Origin of the sequence: Sporolactobacillus inulinus (assembly GCF_006539285.1) — a bacterium.
Lineage (GTDB): Bacteria > Bacillota > Bacilli > Bacillales > Sporolactobacillaceae > Sporolactobacillus > Sporolactobacillus inulinus.
Genome location: NZ_BJMS01000038.1, coordinates 14,048 through 30,901, shown reverse-complemented (window position 1 = coordinate 30,901; position 16,854 = coordinate 14,048). Strand labels below are relative to the sequence as shown.

General features: G+C 47.1%; 14 protein-coding genes and 1 other annotated feature. All 14 genes read right to left on the bottom strand.

What is annotated here, in order from left to right; genetic code table 11:
- Positions 1-135 precede the first annotated feature (135 nt).
- Positions 136-1,323, bottom strand: coding sequence for an elongation factor Tu (tuf, locus tag SIN01_RS07205; protein WP_010026423.1), 1,188 nt, complete (start codon positions 1,321-1,323; stop codon positions 136-138).
- 140 nt (positions 1,324-1,463) lie between these two features.
- A complete protein-coding gene (gene fusA, locus SIN01_RS07200; RefSeq protein ID WP_010026424.1) occupies positions 1,464-3,545 on the bottom strand; it encodes an elongation factor G in 2,082 nt (693 codons plus the stop codon).
- Between the two features lie 33 nt (positions 3,546-3,578).
- Positions 3,579-4,049: a 30S ribosomal protein S7 gene (gene rpsG / locus SIN01_RS07195; protein ID WP_010026425.1), complete on the bottom strand. Its 471-nt coding sequence runs from the start codon at positions 4,047-4,049 to the stop codon at positions 3,579-3,581.
- 30 nt (positions 4,050-4,079) lie between these two features.
- Positions 4,080-4,493, bottom strand: a complete 414-nt coding sequence (rpsL, locus tag SIN01_RS07190; RefSeq protein ID WP_010026426.1) for a 30S ribosomal protein S12 — start codon at positions 4,491-4,493, stop codon at positions 4,080-4,082.
- Between the two features lie 98 nt (positions 4,494-4,591).
- Complete coding sequence (locus tag SIN01_RS07185) at positions 4,592-4,843, bottom strand: 50S ribosomal protein L7ae-like protein (RefSeq protein WP_010026427.1); 252 nt, start codon at positions 4,841-4,843, stop codon at positions 4,592-4,594.
- Positions 4,844-4,927: 84 nt separating this feature from the next.
- On the bottom strand, positions 4,928-8,557 hold the full coding sequence (rpoC, locus tag SIN01_RS07180; protein ID WP_047035061.1) for a DNA-directed RNA polymerase subunit beta': 3,630 nt from the start codon (positions 8,555-8,557) through the stop codon (positions 4,928-4,930).
- A gap of 156 nt (positions 8,558-8,713) precedes the next feature.
- Positions 8,714-12,235, bottom strand: coding sequence for a DNA-directed RNA polymerase subunit beta (gene rpoB, locus SIN01_RS07175; protein ID WP_047035059.1), 3,522 nt, complete (start codon positions 12,233-12,235; stop codon positions 8,714-8,716).
- A gap of 170 nt (positions 12,236-12,405) precedes the next feature.
- Complete coding sequence (locus tag SIN01_RS07170; RefSeq protein ID WP_010027692.1) at positions 12,406-13,002, bottom strand: class I SAM-dependent methyltransferase; 597 nt, start codon at positions 13,000-13,002, stop codon at positions 12,406-12,408.
- Positions 13,003-13,310: 308 nt separating this feature from the next.
- Positions 13,311-13,673 carry a 50S ribosomal protein L7/L12 gene (gene rplL, locus SIN01_RS07165; RefSeq protein ID WP_010024066.1) on the bottom strand — a complete coding sequence of 121 codons (363 nt, stop codon included), beginning with the start codon at positions 13,671-13,673 and terminating at the stop codon, positions 13,311-13,313.
- A 45-nt stretch (positions 13,674-13,718) separates the two neighbouring features.
- On the bottom strand, positions 13,719-14,222 hold the full coding sequence (gene rplJ / locus SIN01_RS07160; RefSeq protein WP_010024065.1) for a 50S ribosomal protein L10: 504 nt from the start codon (positions 14,220-14,222) through the stop codon (positions 13,719-13,721).
- Between the two features lie 55 nt (positions 14,223-14,277).
- Positions 14,278-14,425 (bottom strand) — a sequence feature (ribosomal protein L10 leader region).
- A gap of 63 nt (positions 14,426-14,488) precedes the next feature.
- Entirely contained in the window at positions 14,489-15,181 is a 693-nt protein-coding gene (gene rplA / locus SIN01_RS07155; RefSeq protein WP_010024063.1) for a 50S ribosomal protein L1, read from the bottom strand.
- Positions 15,182-15,285: 104 nt separating this feature from the next.
- A complete protein-coding gene (rplK, locus tag SIN01_RS07150; protein ID WP_010024061.1) occupies positions 15,286-15,711 on the bottom strand; it encodes a 50S ribosomal protein L11 in 426 nt (141 codons plus the stop codon).
- Positions 15,712-15,897: 186 nt separating this feature from the next.
- Positions 15,898-16,434, bottom strand: coding sequence for a transcription termination/antitermination protein NusG (gene nusG / locus SIN01_RS07145; RefSeq protein ID WP_010024060.1), 537 nt, complete (start codon positions 16,432-16,434; stop codon positions 15,898-15,900).
- A gap of 52 nt (positions 16,435-16,486) precedes the next feature.
- Positions 16,487-16,684: a preprotein translocase subunit SecE gene (gene secE, locus SIN01_RS07140; protein WP_010024059.1), complete on the bottom strand. Its 198-nt coding sequence runs from the start codon at positions 16,682-16,684 to the stop codon at positions 16,487-16,489.
- Positions 16,685-16,854 lie beyond the last annotated feature (170 nt).

Genomic DNA, 16,854 nt, shown 5'->3' with positions numbered 1-16,854 from the left:
GGAAGTTCATTTCTAATTAGCGGAAGTTCCACTTTTATGCGCTTATCGTTGTACCACAAAGCAAAATCTTAAACTTTGTTTACCTGGAACAAAAAAAAGAGCCCCCCGAAGAGGACCCTTTCTTTGCAATTGAAATCATTCGATGATTTCAGATACAGAACCAGCGCCTACTGTACGGCCGCCTTCACGAATGGAGAATTTCGTACCTTGTTCGATAGCGATCGGGGCAAGCAGTTCAACGTCCATTTCTACGTTGTCGCCAGGCATTACCATTTCTGTTCCTTCTGGAAGAGTAATGGTGCCGGTAACGTCTGTAGTTCTGAAGTAGAATTGCGGACGATAGTTGCTGAAGAATGGCGTATGACGTCCACCTTCTTCTTTTTTCAGAACGTAAACTTGGGCTTTGAACGTTTTGTGAGCAGTTACAGTACCTGGTTTAATCAAAACTTGACCACGTTCGATGCCTTCGCGGTCAACACCACGAAGCAATGCGCCGATGTTATCGCCGGCTTCTGCGAAGTCAAGCGTTTTACGGAACATTTCAACGCCGGTAACGGTTGATTTCTTAGGTGCATCAGTCAAACCAAGAATTTCAACTTCGTCACCGATCTTAACCGTACCACGTTCAACACGGCCGGTTGCTACGGTACCACGGCCTGTGATCGAGAATACGTCTTCGACTGGCATCATGAATGGTTTATCAGTATCACGAACTGGAGTCGGGATGTATTCGTCAACAGCCTTCATCAGGTCGAGAATGTGTTGTTCTTCTTCAGCATCGCCTTGCAATGCTTTCAAAGCAGAACCGCTGATAACCGGAACATCGTCGCCTGGGTAGTCATATTCGCTAAGCAGGTCGCGAACTTCCATTTCTACGAGTTCAAGAAGTTCAGGATCGTCAACTTGGTCGGTTTTGTTCAAGAAGACAACGATCGCTGGAACACCTACTTGGTGTGCAAGAAGGATGTGTTCACGCGTTTGCGGCATCGGACCGTCAACTGCGGATACAACGAGGATTGCACCGTCCATTTGGGCAGCACCGGTGATCATGTTCTTGACATAGTCGGCGTGTCCTGGGCAGTCAACGTGTGCATAGTGACGGGTTTCTGTTTCATATTCAACGTGAGCCGTTGAAATTGTGATCCCGCGTTCACGTTCTTCCGGTGCACCGTCGATGGAATCGTAAGCACGAGCCTGAGCATTACCTGTTTTAGCCAATACAGTTGTAATGGCAGCTGTCAGGGTTGTTTTACCGTGGTCAACGTGACCAATTGTACCAATGTTAACATGGGGTTTTGTGCGTTCATAATGTTCTTTAGCCATGGATTAGTAATCCTCCTTTAATTCAATAGAAAGTTTTAATTTATATGCAGTAAGAAAGTTGGCAGGCTTAGGCCGCCATCTTCCCTAGCTTACAATAAAACATTAGGTGTGACAATTAATTTAGCAAGCGGAAATGAAAATCAAGCTTCGCCGGTTGCCTTCTTAATAATTTCTTCACTGACGCTCTTCGGCACTTGTTCATAGTGGTCGAATTGCATCGTAAAGGTGCCGCGTCCCTGTGTTGAAGAACGCAGGTTTGTTGCATAGCCGAACATTTCTGCAAGAGGAACATGGGCATTAACAACTTGAACACCTTGGCGTGCTTCCATACCGTCAACACGACCACGGCGACTGGTGATGTCACCCATAATATCTCCCAAATATTCTTCCGGCATGCTGACTTCCACTTTCATGATCGGTTCAAGGATTACCGGAGCGCAGACATTTTTAGCTGCCTTCAGTGCCATTGAAGCGGCAACCTTAAACGCCATTTCACTGGAATCGACATCGTGGTAAGATCCGTCAACAAGCGCTGCTTTCACATCGATGAGCGGATAGCCAGCAAGAAGACCGTTCTGCAACGCATCTCTCAGACCTGCTTCAACTGCAGGAACATATTCACGCGGAACGACACCACCGACAATCTTGTTCTCAAAGATAAAGCCTTCGCCCTCTTTTTGAGGTTCGAATTCGATCCAAACGTGACCGTATTGACCACGACCACCGGACTGACGAATAAATTTACCTTCGGCTTTGCCTGCCTTCGTAAACGTTTCGCGATAAGCAACCTGAGGGTTACCTACGTTCGCATCCACTTTGAATTCACGGCGCAGACGGTCAACGATAATATCGAGGTGAAGCTCGCCCATACCACCAATGATGGTTTGACCGGTTTCTTCATCCGTATGTGTCTTGAAGGTCGGATCTTCTTCAGCCAGTTTTGCCAGCGCGATGCCCATCTTATCCTGATCGGCTTTCGACTTTGGTTCGATGGCAACGTGGATAACCGGATCAGGGAATTCCATCGATTCAAGTACGATTGGATGGTCACCATCGCACAGTGTATCACCAGTTGTCGTATTCTTCAAACCTACTGCAGCAGCGATATCGCCGGAAAATACTTCCTTGATTTCGCTTCTGTGGTTCGCGTGCATCTGAAGAATACGTCCCATACGTTCACGATTGTCCTTCGTTGAGTTCTGAACATAAGAACCCGCTTCAATTGACCCGGAGTAAACACGGAAGAACGTCAGCTTACCAACGAACGGGTCGGTCATAACTTTAAATGCTAGAGCTGCAAACGGTCCCTTATCGTCTGCCGGACGTGTTTCTTCTTCGTCGGTATCCGGAACGTTACCTTTAATTGGCGGCACGTCAAGCGGTGAAGGCAGGTAATCGATGGCGGCATCCAGTACGTGCTGTACCCCTTTGTTTTTGAAAGCTGTTCCGCAAAGGACAGGATAGAATTTAACATCACATGTTGCTTTACGAATAGCGGCCTTCAATTCCTCAACGGAGATTTCCTCTCCATTGAGATACTTTTCCATGAGATCGTCATCAACGTCGGCAACGGCTTCGACGAGTTTTTCATGGTATTCTTCAGCCTGTTCTTTGTATTCATCCGGAATCTCTTCCGCATCAACAATCGATCCAAGGTCGTCTTCGTAAATGTAAGCCTGCATCGTAACCAAGTCAATTTCGCCCAGATAATTATCTTCAGCACCCATTGGCAACTGAATCGGATGGGCATTAGCTTGGAGACGTTCATGCAGTGTTTTGCAAGAATAGAGGAAATCGGCACCGATTTTATCCATCTTGTTAACAAATACAATTCTTGGTACATGATAGGTAGTCGCTTGACGCCAAACGGTTTCCGTTTGCGGTTCAACACCGGACTGCGCATCAAGAACCGTTACCGCACCATCAAGAACACGAAGTGAACGTTCTACTTCAACCGTAAAGTCCACGTGTCCTGGGGTATCGATAATGTTAATTCGATGGTCTTTCCATTGAGCCGTCGTTGCAGCGGAAGTAATCGTGATTCCGCGTTCCTTTTCCTGTTCCATCCAGTCCATTTGTGAAGCCCCTTCATGGGTCTCACCAATTTTATGAATACGGCCTGAATAGAAGAGAATACGCTCGGTCGTTGTCGTCTTGCCAGCATCAATGTGGGCCATGATACCAATATTGCGCGTCTTTTCCAAGGAGAATTCCCTTGCCATGGTTTTCTCTCCTTCCTTTGATGTATTGTTTTATTACCAGCGATAGTGAGCAAATGCTTTGTTTGCTTCAGCCATCTTGTGCATGTCTTCGCGTTTCTTGACTGATGCACCCGTATTGTTCGATGCATCAATGATTTCATTAGCTAATCGTTCAACCATCGTCGTTTCACCGCGAAGGCGTGAATAATTCACTAAGTAGCGAAGTCCAAGCGTCGTCCGGCGTTCCGGGCGAACTTCTATCGGCACTTGGTAGTTTGAACCGCCGACACGGCGTGCCTTTACTTCGAGTACAGGCATAACGTTTTTCAACGCTTGTTCGAAAACTTCCATTGGTTCTTGATTGGTACGTTCTTTGATTAGATCAAATGCCTGATAGAGAATGGTTTGTGCCTTTCCCTTTTTTCCATCTTGCATAATCCGGTTGATCAAACGAGTGACCAATTTGGAATTATACATCGGATCAGGCAGTACATCGCGTCTTTCGACAGGGCCTTTTCTAGGCATATTAATTCCTCCTCCCAGTTAGTCTTATAATCAAGCCTTAGGTTTCTTTGCGCCGTATTTCGAGCGGCCTTGCTTACGGTCCGTAACGCTCGCCGTATCCAAAGCACCGCGGATGATATGGTAACGCACACCAGGGAGGTCCTTCACACGTCCACCGCGAATCAATACAACACTGTGTTCCTGAAGGTTGTGTCCGATTCCTGGAATGTAAGCATTGACTTCGATGTTGTTTGACAAACGAACACGTGCATATTTACGAAGCGCCGAGTTCGGCTTCTTCGGTGTCATTGTGCCGACACGGGTGCACACGCCTCTCTTTTGTGGAGCAAAATCATCAGTCAGTGATTTTTTGAAACTGTTGTAACCTCTGTTCAATGCAGGTGCCGTAGATTTCTTAATCTTTGACTTGCGTCCATGACGAATTAATTGGTTAATTGTAGGCATTTACCTGTTCCTCCTTTCAAGTTTTCTAAATCCACTGATCCAGGCGGTTCTTTTCTCGCGCAAAAAATTGTTTTTGCAAGGCTGCCCCTGCAAAAACATCATTTTTTTATCGCAACAGCCGATGCCCCGACTTCAATGCCGCAGGCCTGACCTAATTTCTTCATTGAGGCCACCGTACTCACAGGCACCTTCAATTCTTCCGCAAGTGTCAGTACTTTATTGGTTACACGTAAATCGGCGTCTTCAGCAATAATAACCTCTTTAACACGGTTTTCTTTTAATGCCTTAATTGCCTGTTTCGTGCCAATAATCACATCGTTCTTCGATTGCGTCACTTTTTCATAAGACATGACTCTATATCCTCCAAAGTAACTAGGGTAAAAAGAACACTCAGATATAATAGCACCAGCAGCTGACCATTGTCAATGCATGAATCAACTTTCTTGGTTAATCAATGCGCCGGCTGGTTCCGCTGCAGGGTCTGCAGTGGTCGTCTGACCGTCTGTTGTCTCTACAACAACATTGCGATACTTCGGCATACCTGTTCCTGCCGGAATCAGTTTACCGATAATTACATTTTCCTTCAGACCGAGCAATTCATCAACCTTGCCCTTAATCGCTGCATCAGTCAGCACGCGCGTCGTTTCCTGGAAGGAAGCGGCGGACAGGAAGGAGTCGGTTTCAAGCGCTGCTTTTGTAATTCCGAGCAGTACCGGATGTCCGGTTGCCGGAAGTTTACGGTGCAGCAGAACATCCCGGTTTTCTTCCTTGAAGCGGTGAATGTCAACAAGAGCGCCCGGTAATACGGAAGTATCACCACTGTCAATAACGCGAATTTTGCGCATCATCTGACGCACCATGACCTCGACGTGCTTGTCGCCGATTTCAACCCCCTGCATCCGGTAAACTTTCTGAACTTCGCGAAGCAGATAATTTTGTACGCCTTGCAGTCCGACGATGTGGAGCAACTCTTTTGGATCAATAGATCCACCGATCAAGGCCTGACCTGCCTTAACCTCATTGCCCTCAGCAACTTTCATACGCGCACTGAGCGGTACTGTGTAGGTACGTGTTTCCAGCGCACCTTTAACAATAACTTCACGTTTGTCCTTCAGTTCGGTAACAGACGTAACGGTTCCGTCAATCTCTGAAATCGTAGCCTGACCTTTAGGGTTGCGAGCCTCAAACAATTCCTGGATACGCGGGAGACCTTGCGTGATATCGTCCCCGGCAACACCGCCGGTATGGAAGGTACGCATGGTCAGCTGGGTACCTGGTTCACCAATCGATTGAGCAGCAATGATACCGACGGATTCGCCGACTTCAACTTCCGCACCAGTGGCCAAGTTGCGACCGTAGCATTTCTTGCAGACGCCGTGACGGGTCTCACATGTAAATGCCGTGCGAATTTCAACCTCAGTAATTCCGGCTTGAACGATCTTGGTAGCTGTTTCTTCATCGATCATTTCATTCTTGTGAACCAGTACTTCATCGGTGTCCGGATGGTATACGATCTGGTTCGCCGTACGTCCGACCAGACGATCGTAGAGGCTTTCAATTTCTTCTGTGCCTTCACGAATCGCATGAACAAGGATGCCGCGATCCGTACCACAGTCGTCCTCTCTGACGATGACGTCTTGGGCAACATCGACCAAACGGCGGGTCAGATAACCTGAGTTTGCCGTCTTAAGCGCGGTATCGGCAAGTCCCTTACGTGCGCCGTGAGTGGAGATAAAGTATTCCAGCACGGTCAGACCTTCACGGAAACTTGAGATAATCGGCAGTTCGATGATTCGCCCGGATGGATCGGCCATCAAACCACGCATACCGGCAAGCTGAGTAAAGTTCGACGCGTTACCACGGGCACCGGAGTCACTCATCATAAAGATCGGGTTCGTCTTAACCAGGGAATTCATCAGCTTGGATTGGATTGTATCTTTTGCACCGCTCCAGATGCCGACAATGCGTTCATACCGTTCGTCTTCGGTAATCAAACCGCGACGGAACTGTTTCGTTACTTTTTCTACATTTTCTTCGGCTGCATCCAGAATCTCTTGCTTTTCCGGAAGCACGATAACGTCGGATACACCGACCGTAATTCCTGCTTTAGTAGAATACTGGAAGCCGAGTGCTTTGAGACGATCAAGGAATTTAGAAGTCTCGGTTACTTTATATTTCTTGAAAACTTCCGCAATGATATGACCGAGATAGCCTTTTTTGAACGGCAGAATTTCATCGCGTGATGCGATCTCCTTAGGAATATCCGTTCCCATTGGGACAAAATACTTGTCGGGAGTCGCAACCTGCAAGTTTTTATCGGTCGGCTCATTAATATACGGGAACGCCGGCGGAAGTACATGGTTAAAGATCAACTTGCCCGGTGTGGTCAGCAAGTACTGCTTATTCTGTTCTTCCGTAAACGTCGGATTATGCGTTGACGCAGCCGGAATAGCAATCCGAGAGTGCAAGTGCACATAGCCGTTGTAATAAGCAAGCATCGCTTCATCACTGTTCTTGAATACCTTGCCTTCGCCGCGGGCACCTTTTCGTTCCAGTGTCAGGTAATAGTTCCCAAGCACCATATCCTGTGAAGGTGTAACGATCGGCTTTCCGTCCTTAGGGTTCAGGATGTTTTGCGCACCAAGCATCAAGAGGCGTGCTTCAGCTTGCGCTTCTGCGGAAAGCGGAACGTGAACGGCCATCTGGTCACCGTCGAAGTCCGCATTATAAGCGGTACATACAAGCGGATGAAGACGAATGGCACGTCCTTCAACAATTCTCGGTTCGAATGCTTGAATTCCCAAACGGTGCAGCGTAGGCGCACGGTTCAACAGAACCGGGTGTTCTTTAATGACATCTTCGAGCACACCCCATACGTCCGGGTGAATTTTTTCCACCTTGCGTTTTGCGCTCTTAATGTTGTTGGCAATACCGCGGTGCACTAATTCTTTCATCACAAATGGTTTGAACAACTCCAAAGCCATTTCTTTTGGGAGACCGCATTGATACATCTGCAGCGACGGACCTACTGCAATAACAGATCGACCAGAGTAGTCGACACGTTTTCCGAGCAGGTTCTGACGGAAACGTCCCTGTTTCCCTTTGAGCATGTGAGAAAGGGACTTCAATGGCCGGTTGCCTGGCCCGGTAACCGGACGGCCGCGGCGGCCGTTGTCGATCAGTGAGTCAACTGCTTCCTGCAACATCCGCTTTTCGTTCTGAACAATGATGCTCGGGGCACCAAGTTCAAGAAGACGTTTCAGACGGTTGTTACGGTTGATGACTCTTCGATACAGGTCGTTCAAGTCGGACGTTGCGAAACGTCCGCCGTCCAATTGGACCATCGGGCGCAGTTCCGGTGGAATAACCGGCAGTACGTCCAGAATCATCCAAGAAGGTTCGTTGCCAGATTCACGGAATGCCTCAATGACTTCGAGTCTTTTGACCGCGCGCGTTCTTCTCTGACCTTGGACCGTTTTCAATTCTTCTTGCAACTCATTGGATTCTTTATCCAAATCAACATCTTGCAAGAGTTTTTTAATGGATTCCGCACCCATGCCTGCTTTAAAAGTATTGCCGTATTTTTCACGATACGCGCGGTATTCTTTTTCAGAGAGCAGTTGTTTTTTCTCAAGCGGTGTGTCACCGGGTTCGGTCACCACGTACGATGCAAAGTAGATGACTTCTTCCAAAGCTCTTGGCGACATATCCAGTAAAAGACCCATGCGGCTTGGAATCCCTTTAAAATACCAGATATGGGAAACCGGAGCAGCGAGTTCAATATGGCCCATGCGCTCTCTGCGAACTTTAGCCCGGGTTACTTCAACGCCGCAGCGATCACAAACAACGCCCTTATAACGGACACGTTTGTATTTGCCGCAATGGCATTCCCAGTCTTTGGTCGGTCCGAAAATGCGTTCGCAGAACAAGCCGTCCTTTTCCGGTTTCAATGTCCGATAGTTGATGGTCTCAGGTTTTTTTACTTCACCGTGGGACCAAGACCTGATCTTATCAGGTGAAGCTAAACCAATCTTCATAAATTCAAATTTATTGACATCCAGCAAGGGGGCAACCTCCCTTATATTTTCAGTGCTTGGCAAAAAGTGCCATCGCTTTTGTTCACCGAGCTGTTGTATTAGAAAATCGTTTAGGCATACAAAGGAAAAAGCGTTTTAACCATTTCCTTTGTGCCGAACGGATTCTATTAAGAGGTTGATTCATTAAACTTGCACATTGAGATTATCGTCCAGCGACTCTTCTTCGTCTTCAAGCTCTTTGATTACGATTTCCGAATGGTCGCCGTCGAGTACCTTAACATCCATACCAAGACTTTGCAGTTCTTTAATGAGCACCTTGAACGATTCAGGGACACCCGGTTCAGGAACGTTGTCGCCTTTGACAATGGATTCGTAGGTTTTTACACGTCCGACAACATCATCCGACTTAACCGTCAGAATTTCTTGAAGGGTGTGCGCGGCGCCGTATGCTTCCAGTGCCCAAACTTCCATTTCACCAAATCTCTGGCCACCGAATTGCGCTTTACCACCAAGTGGCTGCTGCGTAACCAGAGAGTATGGTCCAGTTGAACGCGCGTGCAGCTTATCGTCAACCATGTGTGCCAGCTTGATCATGTACATGACACCAACAGAAACGCGGTTGTCAAATGGTTCACCCGTGCGACCGTCATAAAGCACTGTTTTGCCGTCTCGTGAAAGTCCTGCTTCTTCGAGCGTGCTCCAAACATCTTCTTCGCGCGCACCATCGAATACAGGAGTCGCAATGTGAATGCCCATTTCGCGAGCCGCCATACCGAGGTGAAGTTCAAGAACCTGACCGATGTTCATACGGGAAGGCACACCGAGTGGATTAAGCATGATATCCAGCGGGCGTCCGCTCGGCAGGAACGGCATATCTTCTTCAGGAAGGATTTTGGAGATGACACCTTTGTTTCCGTGTCGTCCGGCCATTTTGTCCCCTTCATGAATTTTACGTTTCTGAACGATATAAACGCGAACCAATTCATTGACACCCGGCGGCAGTTCATCGCCCGCCTCGCGTGTAAAGATCTTAACATCGTGCACGATACCGCCGCCGCCATGTGGTACCTTCAGCGATGTATCACGCACTTCGCGTGCTTTTTCACCGAAAATTGCATGGAGCAGTCGTTCTTCAGCTGTAAGTTCCGTAACCCCTTTTGGCGTAACCTTTCCGACGAGAATATCGCCGTCGCGCACTTCTGCACCAACACGGATAATACCGCGGTCATCGAGGTTCTTCAGCGCATCCTCGCCGACGTTCGGAATGTCTCGGGTAATATCTTCCGGCCCGAGTTTCGTGTCACGTGCATCAGATTCATATTCTTCAATATGAATAGAGGTGTAAACATCGTCTTTCACCAGTTTTTCACTCATGATAACGGCATCTTCATAGTTATATCCGTTCCAAGTCATGAATCCGACCAATACGTTGCGGCCTAATGCGAGTTCGCCCATGTCCATGGAAGGACCATCAGCAATAATCTCGCCCTTGGAAACAACATTACCGGTTTTGACAATCGGTTTTTGGTTGTAGCACATTCCTTGGTTCGAACGTTCGAATTTAGCGAGTTTATAAGTCACAACATCTCCAGCTACGTCACGTCCATCAATATTCTCCAGCGTGCGAATCTTGATCACGCGGGCGGACACATATTCAACGCGGCCGCGGAACTTCGAACGAATTGCCGCTCCTGAATCGCGAGCGGACACATATTCCATACCGGTTCCGACAAGCGGCGCTTGCGGACGGAGCAGCGGAACGGCCTGACGCTGCATGTTGGCACCCATCAATGCACGGTTCGAGTCGTCGTTGGCAAGGAAAGGAATACATGCCGATGCAACTGAAACAACCTGCTTTGGTGATACGTCCATGTAGTCGACGCGTTCCTTATGAACAACCAGGTTCTCACTTCTGAACCGGGCGAGAATATGATCTTCAAGAAATTCTCCGTCATCGCTCAGTTCAGCGTTTGCCTGAGCAACAACATAGTTATCCTCTTCATCGGCGGTTAAGTAGTCAATATGCTCGGTAACCTTTCCAGTGTCCGGATCAACACGGCGGTATGGCGTTTCAATAAAACCGTATTTATTGACACGTGCATAACTTGACAACGAGTTGATCAGACCGATATTTGGGCCTTCAGGCGTTTCAATCGGGCACATACGACCATAGTGTGAATAGTGAACGTCACGCACTTCCATGCCGGCACGTTCACGAGTCAAACCGCCGGGTCCAAGAGCCGACAGACGGCGCTTATGCGTGAGTTCGGCCAGCGGGTTTGTCTGGTCCATGAACTGTGAAAGCTGTGAGCTTCCGAAGAATTCTTTGATCGACGCAATAACCGGGCGAATATTGATCAATGCCTGTGGCGTGATGCTGTTCGTATCTTGAATCGACATACGTTCACGGATGACCCGTTCCATTCGCGACAAGCCGATCCGGAACTGGTTCTGCAGCAATTCGCCTACCGAACGCAGACGGCGATTCCCCAAGTGGTCGATGTCATCGGTATCGCCAATGCCGTGAAGCAGATCAAAGAAATAGTTGATTGAAGAAAGAATATCGGCAGGGGTAATGTGCTTGATTGATCGGTCAATCTCGCAGTTGCTCATTACACTGACTACCTTGCCCTTATCTTCTTCAAGAGGTGAGTAAACATCGATCTTCTGTACACGGATCGTTTGACCGGCAATAACGCCTTCAGACGGTGTATAGTCAACAAAGCCTAACTTTTTCTCAATCGTCGGCAATAGACGGTCAAGCGTCCGGCGGTCAAGAAGTGTGCCTTCATCAGCAACAATTTCTCCCGTTTCCGGATCAACCAGTTTCTGTGCGAGTCTCTGGTTGAACAATCTATTTTTGATGTGGAGCTTCTTATTCATCTTGTAGCGGCCGACATTCGCCAGATCATAGCGTTTCGGGTCGAAGAAACGTGCTTCAAGAAGACTTTTCGCATTTTCTACGGTTGGCGGTTCGCCCGGACGCAGACGCTCGTATATTTCAACGAGTGCTTTATCCGTGCTGTCGGTGTTATCTTTTTCCAAAGTGTTTCTCAGATAGTCGTCTTCACCTAGAAGATCGATAATCTCTTGATCCGTACTAAACCCAAGAGAACGCAAAAGAACCGTTACAGGGACTTTCCGCGTACGGTCAATTCTCACATAGACAACATCTTTGGCATCCGTTTCATATTCCAGCCAAGCGCCTCGGTTTGGAATAACCGTTGCACCAAAGCCTTTTTTTCCGTTTTTGTCAACTTTGTCATTAAAGTAAACGCTCGGCGAACGTACCAACTGGGAGACGATGACTCGCTCAGCTCCATTGATAATGAAGGTACCGGCTTCAGTCATTAATGGGAAATCCCCCATAAATACTTCTTGTTCCTTTACTTCGCCTGTTTCTTTATTGATCAGTCGCACTTTTACGCGAAGCGGTGCAGCATAGGTTACATCGCGCGACTTCGATTCGTCAACCGAATACTTTGGTTCTCCCAAACTATAGTCGACGAATTCCAAAATCAGATTACCTGTAAAGTCTTCCACCGGAGAAATGTCTTGAAACATTTCCCGAATTCCTTCATCGAGGAACCACTGATAGGAGGCGGTCTGAATTTCAATAAGATTAGGGAGTTCCAGCACTTCTTTAATCCGAGCGTAGCTCCTGCGTTGGCGGTGGCGTCCGTATTGTACGAGTTGACCTGTCAACTATTTCACCCCTCAAATCAAGCATATTGAAAAAATCGGCAAACCAATACTTCTTGAGCTTACCGCTGTTCAAAAATTATTTTGTTAGCATTCCCTAAAAAAGAAATACTTATACCTATAATTTTACCCATGTTAGCATTAAAACATAATAGCATAGAGGGTATCTGTTGTCAATCTTTTCTTGCACACAAAATATAATAGCCCTTTTTCTTTGCCGCAACATCGACGCGATCAAATAAGGCTTGCAGCATTTTCAGTGCGGACGGCGCCCCTTGCTTCTTTTGAATAACGGTCCACAGCTCACCGCCATGTTTCAAAAAGCGGTGGGCATCGCGAAAAATTTGATGCACAACTTGTTTTCCGGCACGGATCGGTGGATTCGTCACAATTGCTGCAAAGTCGCCCGTTACCTTTTCAAATAGTGAGCTCTGCAGAACAACAGGATGCACTTGATTTTCTTGGGCATTCTTTGCTGCCAGTACAACCGCGCGTTCGTTAATATCAACCATAAGCATGTCTCGTTCTGGAAAAGTCTTGGCTAAAGCAATGCCAATCGGACCATAGCCGCACCCCATATCCAAAAATGCTCCGGAAATTTGTGGTTCGCAAAACGTTTCGATCAGTAGTGCAGAGCCAAAATCAATCGCGTTTTTTGAAAAAACACCGGCATCGGTCGTAAACACAAAATTGCGCTGACGCAATGTCGCGCTCAGTGAATGAGGATTGCTTTTCACATGAGGGTGCTCTGAATAGTAGTGTTCTGTCAACTCAATCATCCCCTTGAAAACCAGCTACGCTCCGCAATGACGAATCATTGTTTTCACTCATTTAGTTTCGCAAATGCGACTTTCATTCATCACGTTGCGCACCGCGAACCTCCTCAGACAGGGCAGGAATCTTCGGGGTCTCGCTGGCACGCATCAATAAGGCGCGCTCCCGCAGGCGCCAGAGCACCTCAGCTTTGATTCTTTACCTAGACACTGGTCTATTGGTTTGAAGTAGAGGCAAAATCATAAACTTTCTTTACCTGTGAAAAAAAGAAAAGGCCCGCGCAAGCGCGGGCCTTTTCAAGAACTTATTTCAGTTCTACTTTTGCGCCAACTTCTTCGAGTTTGCCTTTGATTTCTTCGGCTTCTTCTTTAGCAGCGCCTTCTTTAACAGCCTTCGGAACACCGTCAACTAATGCTTTTGCGTCTTTCAGGCCGAGACCAGTAATTTCGCGAACAATTTTGATAACCTTGATTTTTTGTGAACCAGTTTCTGCCAGAACAACATCAAATTCAGTTTTTTCTTCAGCTGCTGCACCTGCTGCACCTGCCGGAGCGGCAACCTGAGCTGCTGCGGTAACACCAAATTCATCTTCAATTGCTTTAACAAGATCGTTCAATTCGAGAACGGACATTTCCTTAATCGCGCCAATGATTTCTTCTTTAGTCATTGTATATGTTCCTCCTTATAATTCGGTTTGTAGTAGTCAATCAGCTTACGCTTCTTGTTCTTTTTGTTCGGCAACGGCTTTGACACCCAAAGCGATGTTGCGGATTGGAGCCTGCAGAACATTTGCCAGCATCGAGAGAAGTCCTTCTCTGGACGGCAGTTCTGCCAGCGCCTTGATTTCGTCTAGCGAAGTCAGTTTGCCTTCGATGACACCTGCTTTGATTTCGAGTGCTTCATGTTCTTTAGCAAAGGTGTACAGTACTTTTGCCGGAGCAATAACGTCATCTTTGCTGAACGAAATAGCAGTCGGACCGGTCAAAGCATCATCAAGATCGGTCAAGCCGGCAATTTCTGTTGCGCGGCGTGCAAATGTATTTTTGTACACCTTGTAGTCAACGCCTGCTTCACGCAGTTGCTTGCGCAATTCAGTCACTTCTGCAACAGAAAGGCCGCGGTAATTGACAGCAATCGTTGCAACGCTCTCTTTAAGCTTTGCAGCAATTTCATCAACGACCAATTTCTTTTGATCCAAGATTTTTTGGTTGCTCATGTCTTGGGCACCTCCTCTTTCGTTATTTATCCGTATCAGTTGTTGTCCCAAAATCCAAGTCTATCAAAAAGCCCTCGAATCCGAAGAGTCGAGGGCATGATCTATCAAACAGATTAGTTATCAAGAATTTGCTAAACCTCGGCTGGGTTTTCATTAAGCATAAACTATGCCCCTGCTGTCTACGGCTAATCATTCAATTCACAACAAGAATCATTATACTGAGTTTGAAACAGTATGTCAACTCAGATCTTCATCCATTCGTGTGGTTATTTTGCGGAAGCAAGCGATACTTTGACGCCAGGTCCCATTGTTGAAGAAATCGCAATGTTCTTCATGTACGTACCTTTTGCTGCAGCTGGCTTCACTTTGAGCAGCGTTTCAATCAACACCTTAAAGTTTTCAACCAGTTTCTCGTCGTCAAAAGAAACCTTACCGATTGGCACATGAACGTTTCCGTCTTTTTGTGCACGGTATTCTACTTTACCGGCTTTGATTTCTTTAACTGCTTTTTCAACATCAAAAGTTACCGTACCAGTCTTCGGGTTCGGCATCAGGCCTTTAGGTCCGAGAACACGTCCGAGACGGCCGACTTGAGCCATCATGTCCGGCGTTGCGACCACAACATCAAAGTCGAACCAGCCATCGTTAATTTTTTCAACGTATTCTGTTTCGCCAACGTAATCTGCTCCGGCAGCTTCTGCTTCCTTTGCTTTTTCACCTTTAGCAAAAACGAGCACGCGTTGCGTTTTACCTGTTCCGTTCGGCAGTACCACTGCACCGCGGACCTGCTGATCGTTCTTCCGAGTGTCGACGCCCAAACGGACCGCAACATCAACGGATTCGTCGAAACCAGCAGAAGCAATTTTCTTTACCAAGCCGACTGCTTCATCGATGGCGTACGCGTTTGTACGATCAACAGCTTTAGCTTGTTCTTGATACTTTTTACCTCTTTTAGCCATTTGAAATCCTCCTTCGTGGTATTAACGGTTTGCATATGACCTCCCACCAACCAAAAACCAAAACGCACAGGATAAAGCATACGTTTTATCCGTGCGGCACACGATCAGTCTTCGACAACGATGCCCATACTGCGTGCGGTTCCTTCAACCATACGCATTGCGGCTTCAACATCTGCCGCGTTCAGATCAGGCATTTTCTGTTCGGCAATCGCACGGACTTTGTCGCGTTTGATTGTCGCAACCTTTTTCGTATTCGGTTCGCCTGAACCGGATTCGATGCCGGTTTCCTTCTTCAGAAGAACGGCTGCCGGCGGTGTTTTCGTGATGAACGTAAAGGAACGATCTTCGAAAACGGTGATTTCAACTGGGATGATCAGACCTGCTTGATCGGATGTCCGAGCGTTGAATTCCTTACAAAAGCCCATAATGTTAACGCCCGCCTGGCCCAGTGCAGGACCAACTGGCGGAGCCGGATTTGCTTTACCTGCTGGAATTTGCAGTTTCACTAGCTTGACTACTTTCTTTGCCATGAGAGCACCTCCCTATAACGATTTGTGGTACGGGTCTGCCCCTCCCACTCATACACTGCCTCTATGGCTTCTTGCACTTCATGTGTTGCTTTGGTGAGATTGGATAAAATCATACAAACATCAAGATTATACAATCGGCAAGCATAAATTGCAAGGTTTGATCCGTTGTATTTTAGGAGTACAGCCTTAGTCGAGTTTCGACACTTGGTCAAAATCCAATTCGAGCGGGGTTTCCCGGCCAAACATATTCACATGCACTTTCAACTTGCCTTTTTCTTCGTCAATATTTTCAATGCTTCCGACAAAATCGGCAAACGGCCCTTCCTTGACTTTGACTTGTTCTTTAAGTTCAAAGTCAACATTGGCCGGTTTTTCTTTGAGTCCCATCTGTTTCAGAATGGCATCGACTTCTTCAGGAAGCAGCGGAATCGGTTTTGATCCGGCACCGGTTGAGCCGACAAACCCGGTGACACCCGGTGTATTGCGTACAACATACCAGGAGTCGTCCGTCATCACCATTTCGGCCAGCACATAGCCTGGGAATACTTTTTTCATCGCGGTCTTTTTTTGACCGTTCTTCACTTCCGTTTCTTCTTCCATTGGTACAAGGATACGAAAAATTTTATCCGTCATCCCCATTGTTTCTACCCTTTTTTCAAGGTTCGTTTTTACTTTGTTTTCATAACCCGAGTATGTGTGAACTACATACCAGCTCTTCTCCATATCGTTCTTCCTCCAAATAACTGGCCTCCCGCAGTTTACCTGCGAGCGTCAATCATTGATTTGTTATCACGCGCAGAAGCTCAGAAATTCCAAGATCAACAACAACGAAAAAGAGCGCCAGAAAAACAACGGTAATAATTACAGTAACCGTGTATTTCAACAATTCTTTTCCTGTCGGCCAAGTGACTTTTTTCGATTCAACGACAATGTCTCGGAAAAATCTTCCAGTTCCCTTAATCATGCCCGCCATAGGTGCTACCTCCGCTTATCAAAATTATTTCGGTGTTCGTCGTTTTGTATATGTCTTGCAAGTCCAGTACAAGATGCGGATTACTCACATGTCATAAGCCCGGATTTGCTTTTCTAAACTAATCTTAAGGGTGCGGGATCGGGACAGGCACGCTCACTCCGACTCTTGCC

Bases quoted from the DNA above. Each gene is read 5' to 3' on its own strand.
- tuf (WP_010026423.1), bottom strand. From the start codon at position 1,323: ATGGCTAAAGAACATTATGAACGCACAAAACCCCATGTTAACATTGGT.
- fusA (WP_010026424.1), bottom strand. From the start codon at position 3,545: ATGGCAAGGGAATTCTCCTTGGAAAAGACGCGCAATATTGGTATCATG.
- rpsG (WP_010026425.1), bottom strand. From the start codon at position 4,049: ATGCCTAGAAAAGGCCCTGTCGAAAGACGCGATGTACTGCCTGATCCG.
- rpsL (WP_010026426.1), bottom strand. From the start codon at position 4,493: ATGCCTACAATTAACCAATTAATTCGTCATGGACGCAAGTCAAAGATT.
- SIN01_RS07185 (WP_010026427.1), bottom strand. From the start codon at position 4,843: ATGTCTTATGAAAAAGTGACGCAATCGAAGAACGATGTGATTATTGGC.
- rplL (WP_010024066.1), bottom strand. From the start codon at position 13,673: ATGACTAAAGAAGAAATCATTGGCGCGATTAAGGAAATGTCCGTTCTC.
- rplJ (WP_010024065.1), bottom strand. From the start codon at position 14,222: ATGAGCAACCAAAAAATCTTGGATCAAAAGAAATTGGTCGTTGATGAA.
- rplA (WP_010024063.1), bottom strand. From the start codon at position 15,181: ATGGCTAAAAGAGGTAAAAAGTATCAAGAACAAGCTAAAGCTGTTGAT.
- rplK (WP_010024061.1), bottom strand. From the start codon at position 15,711: ATGGCAAAGAAAGTAGTCAAGCTAGTGAAACTGCAAATTCCAGCAGGT.
- nusG (WP_010024060.1), bottom strand. From the start codon at position 16,434: ATGGAGAAGAGCTGGTATGTAGTTCACACATACTCGGGTTATGAAAAC.
- secE (WP_010024059.1), bottom strand. From the start codon at position 16,684: ATGGCGGGCATGATTAAGGGAACTGGAAGATTTTTCCGAGACATTGTC.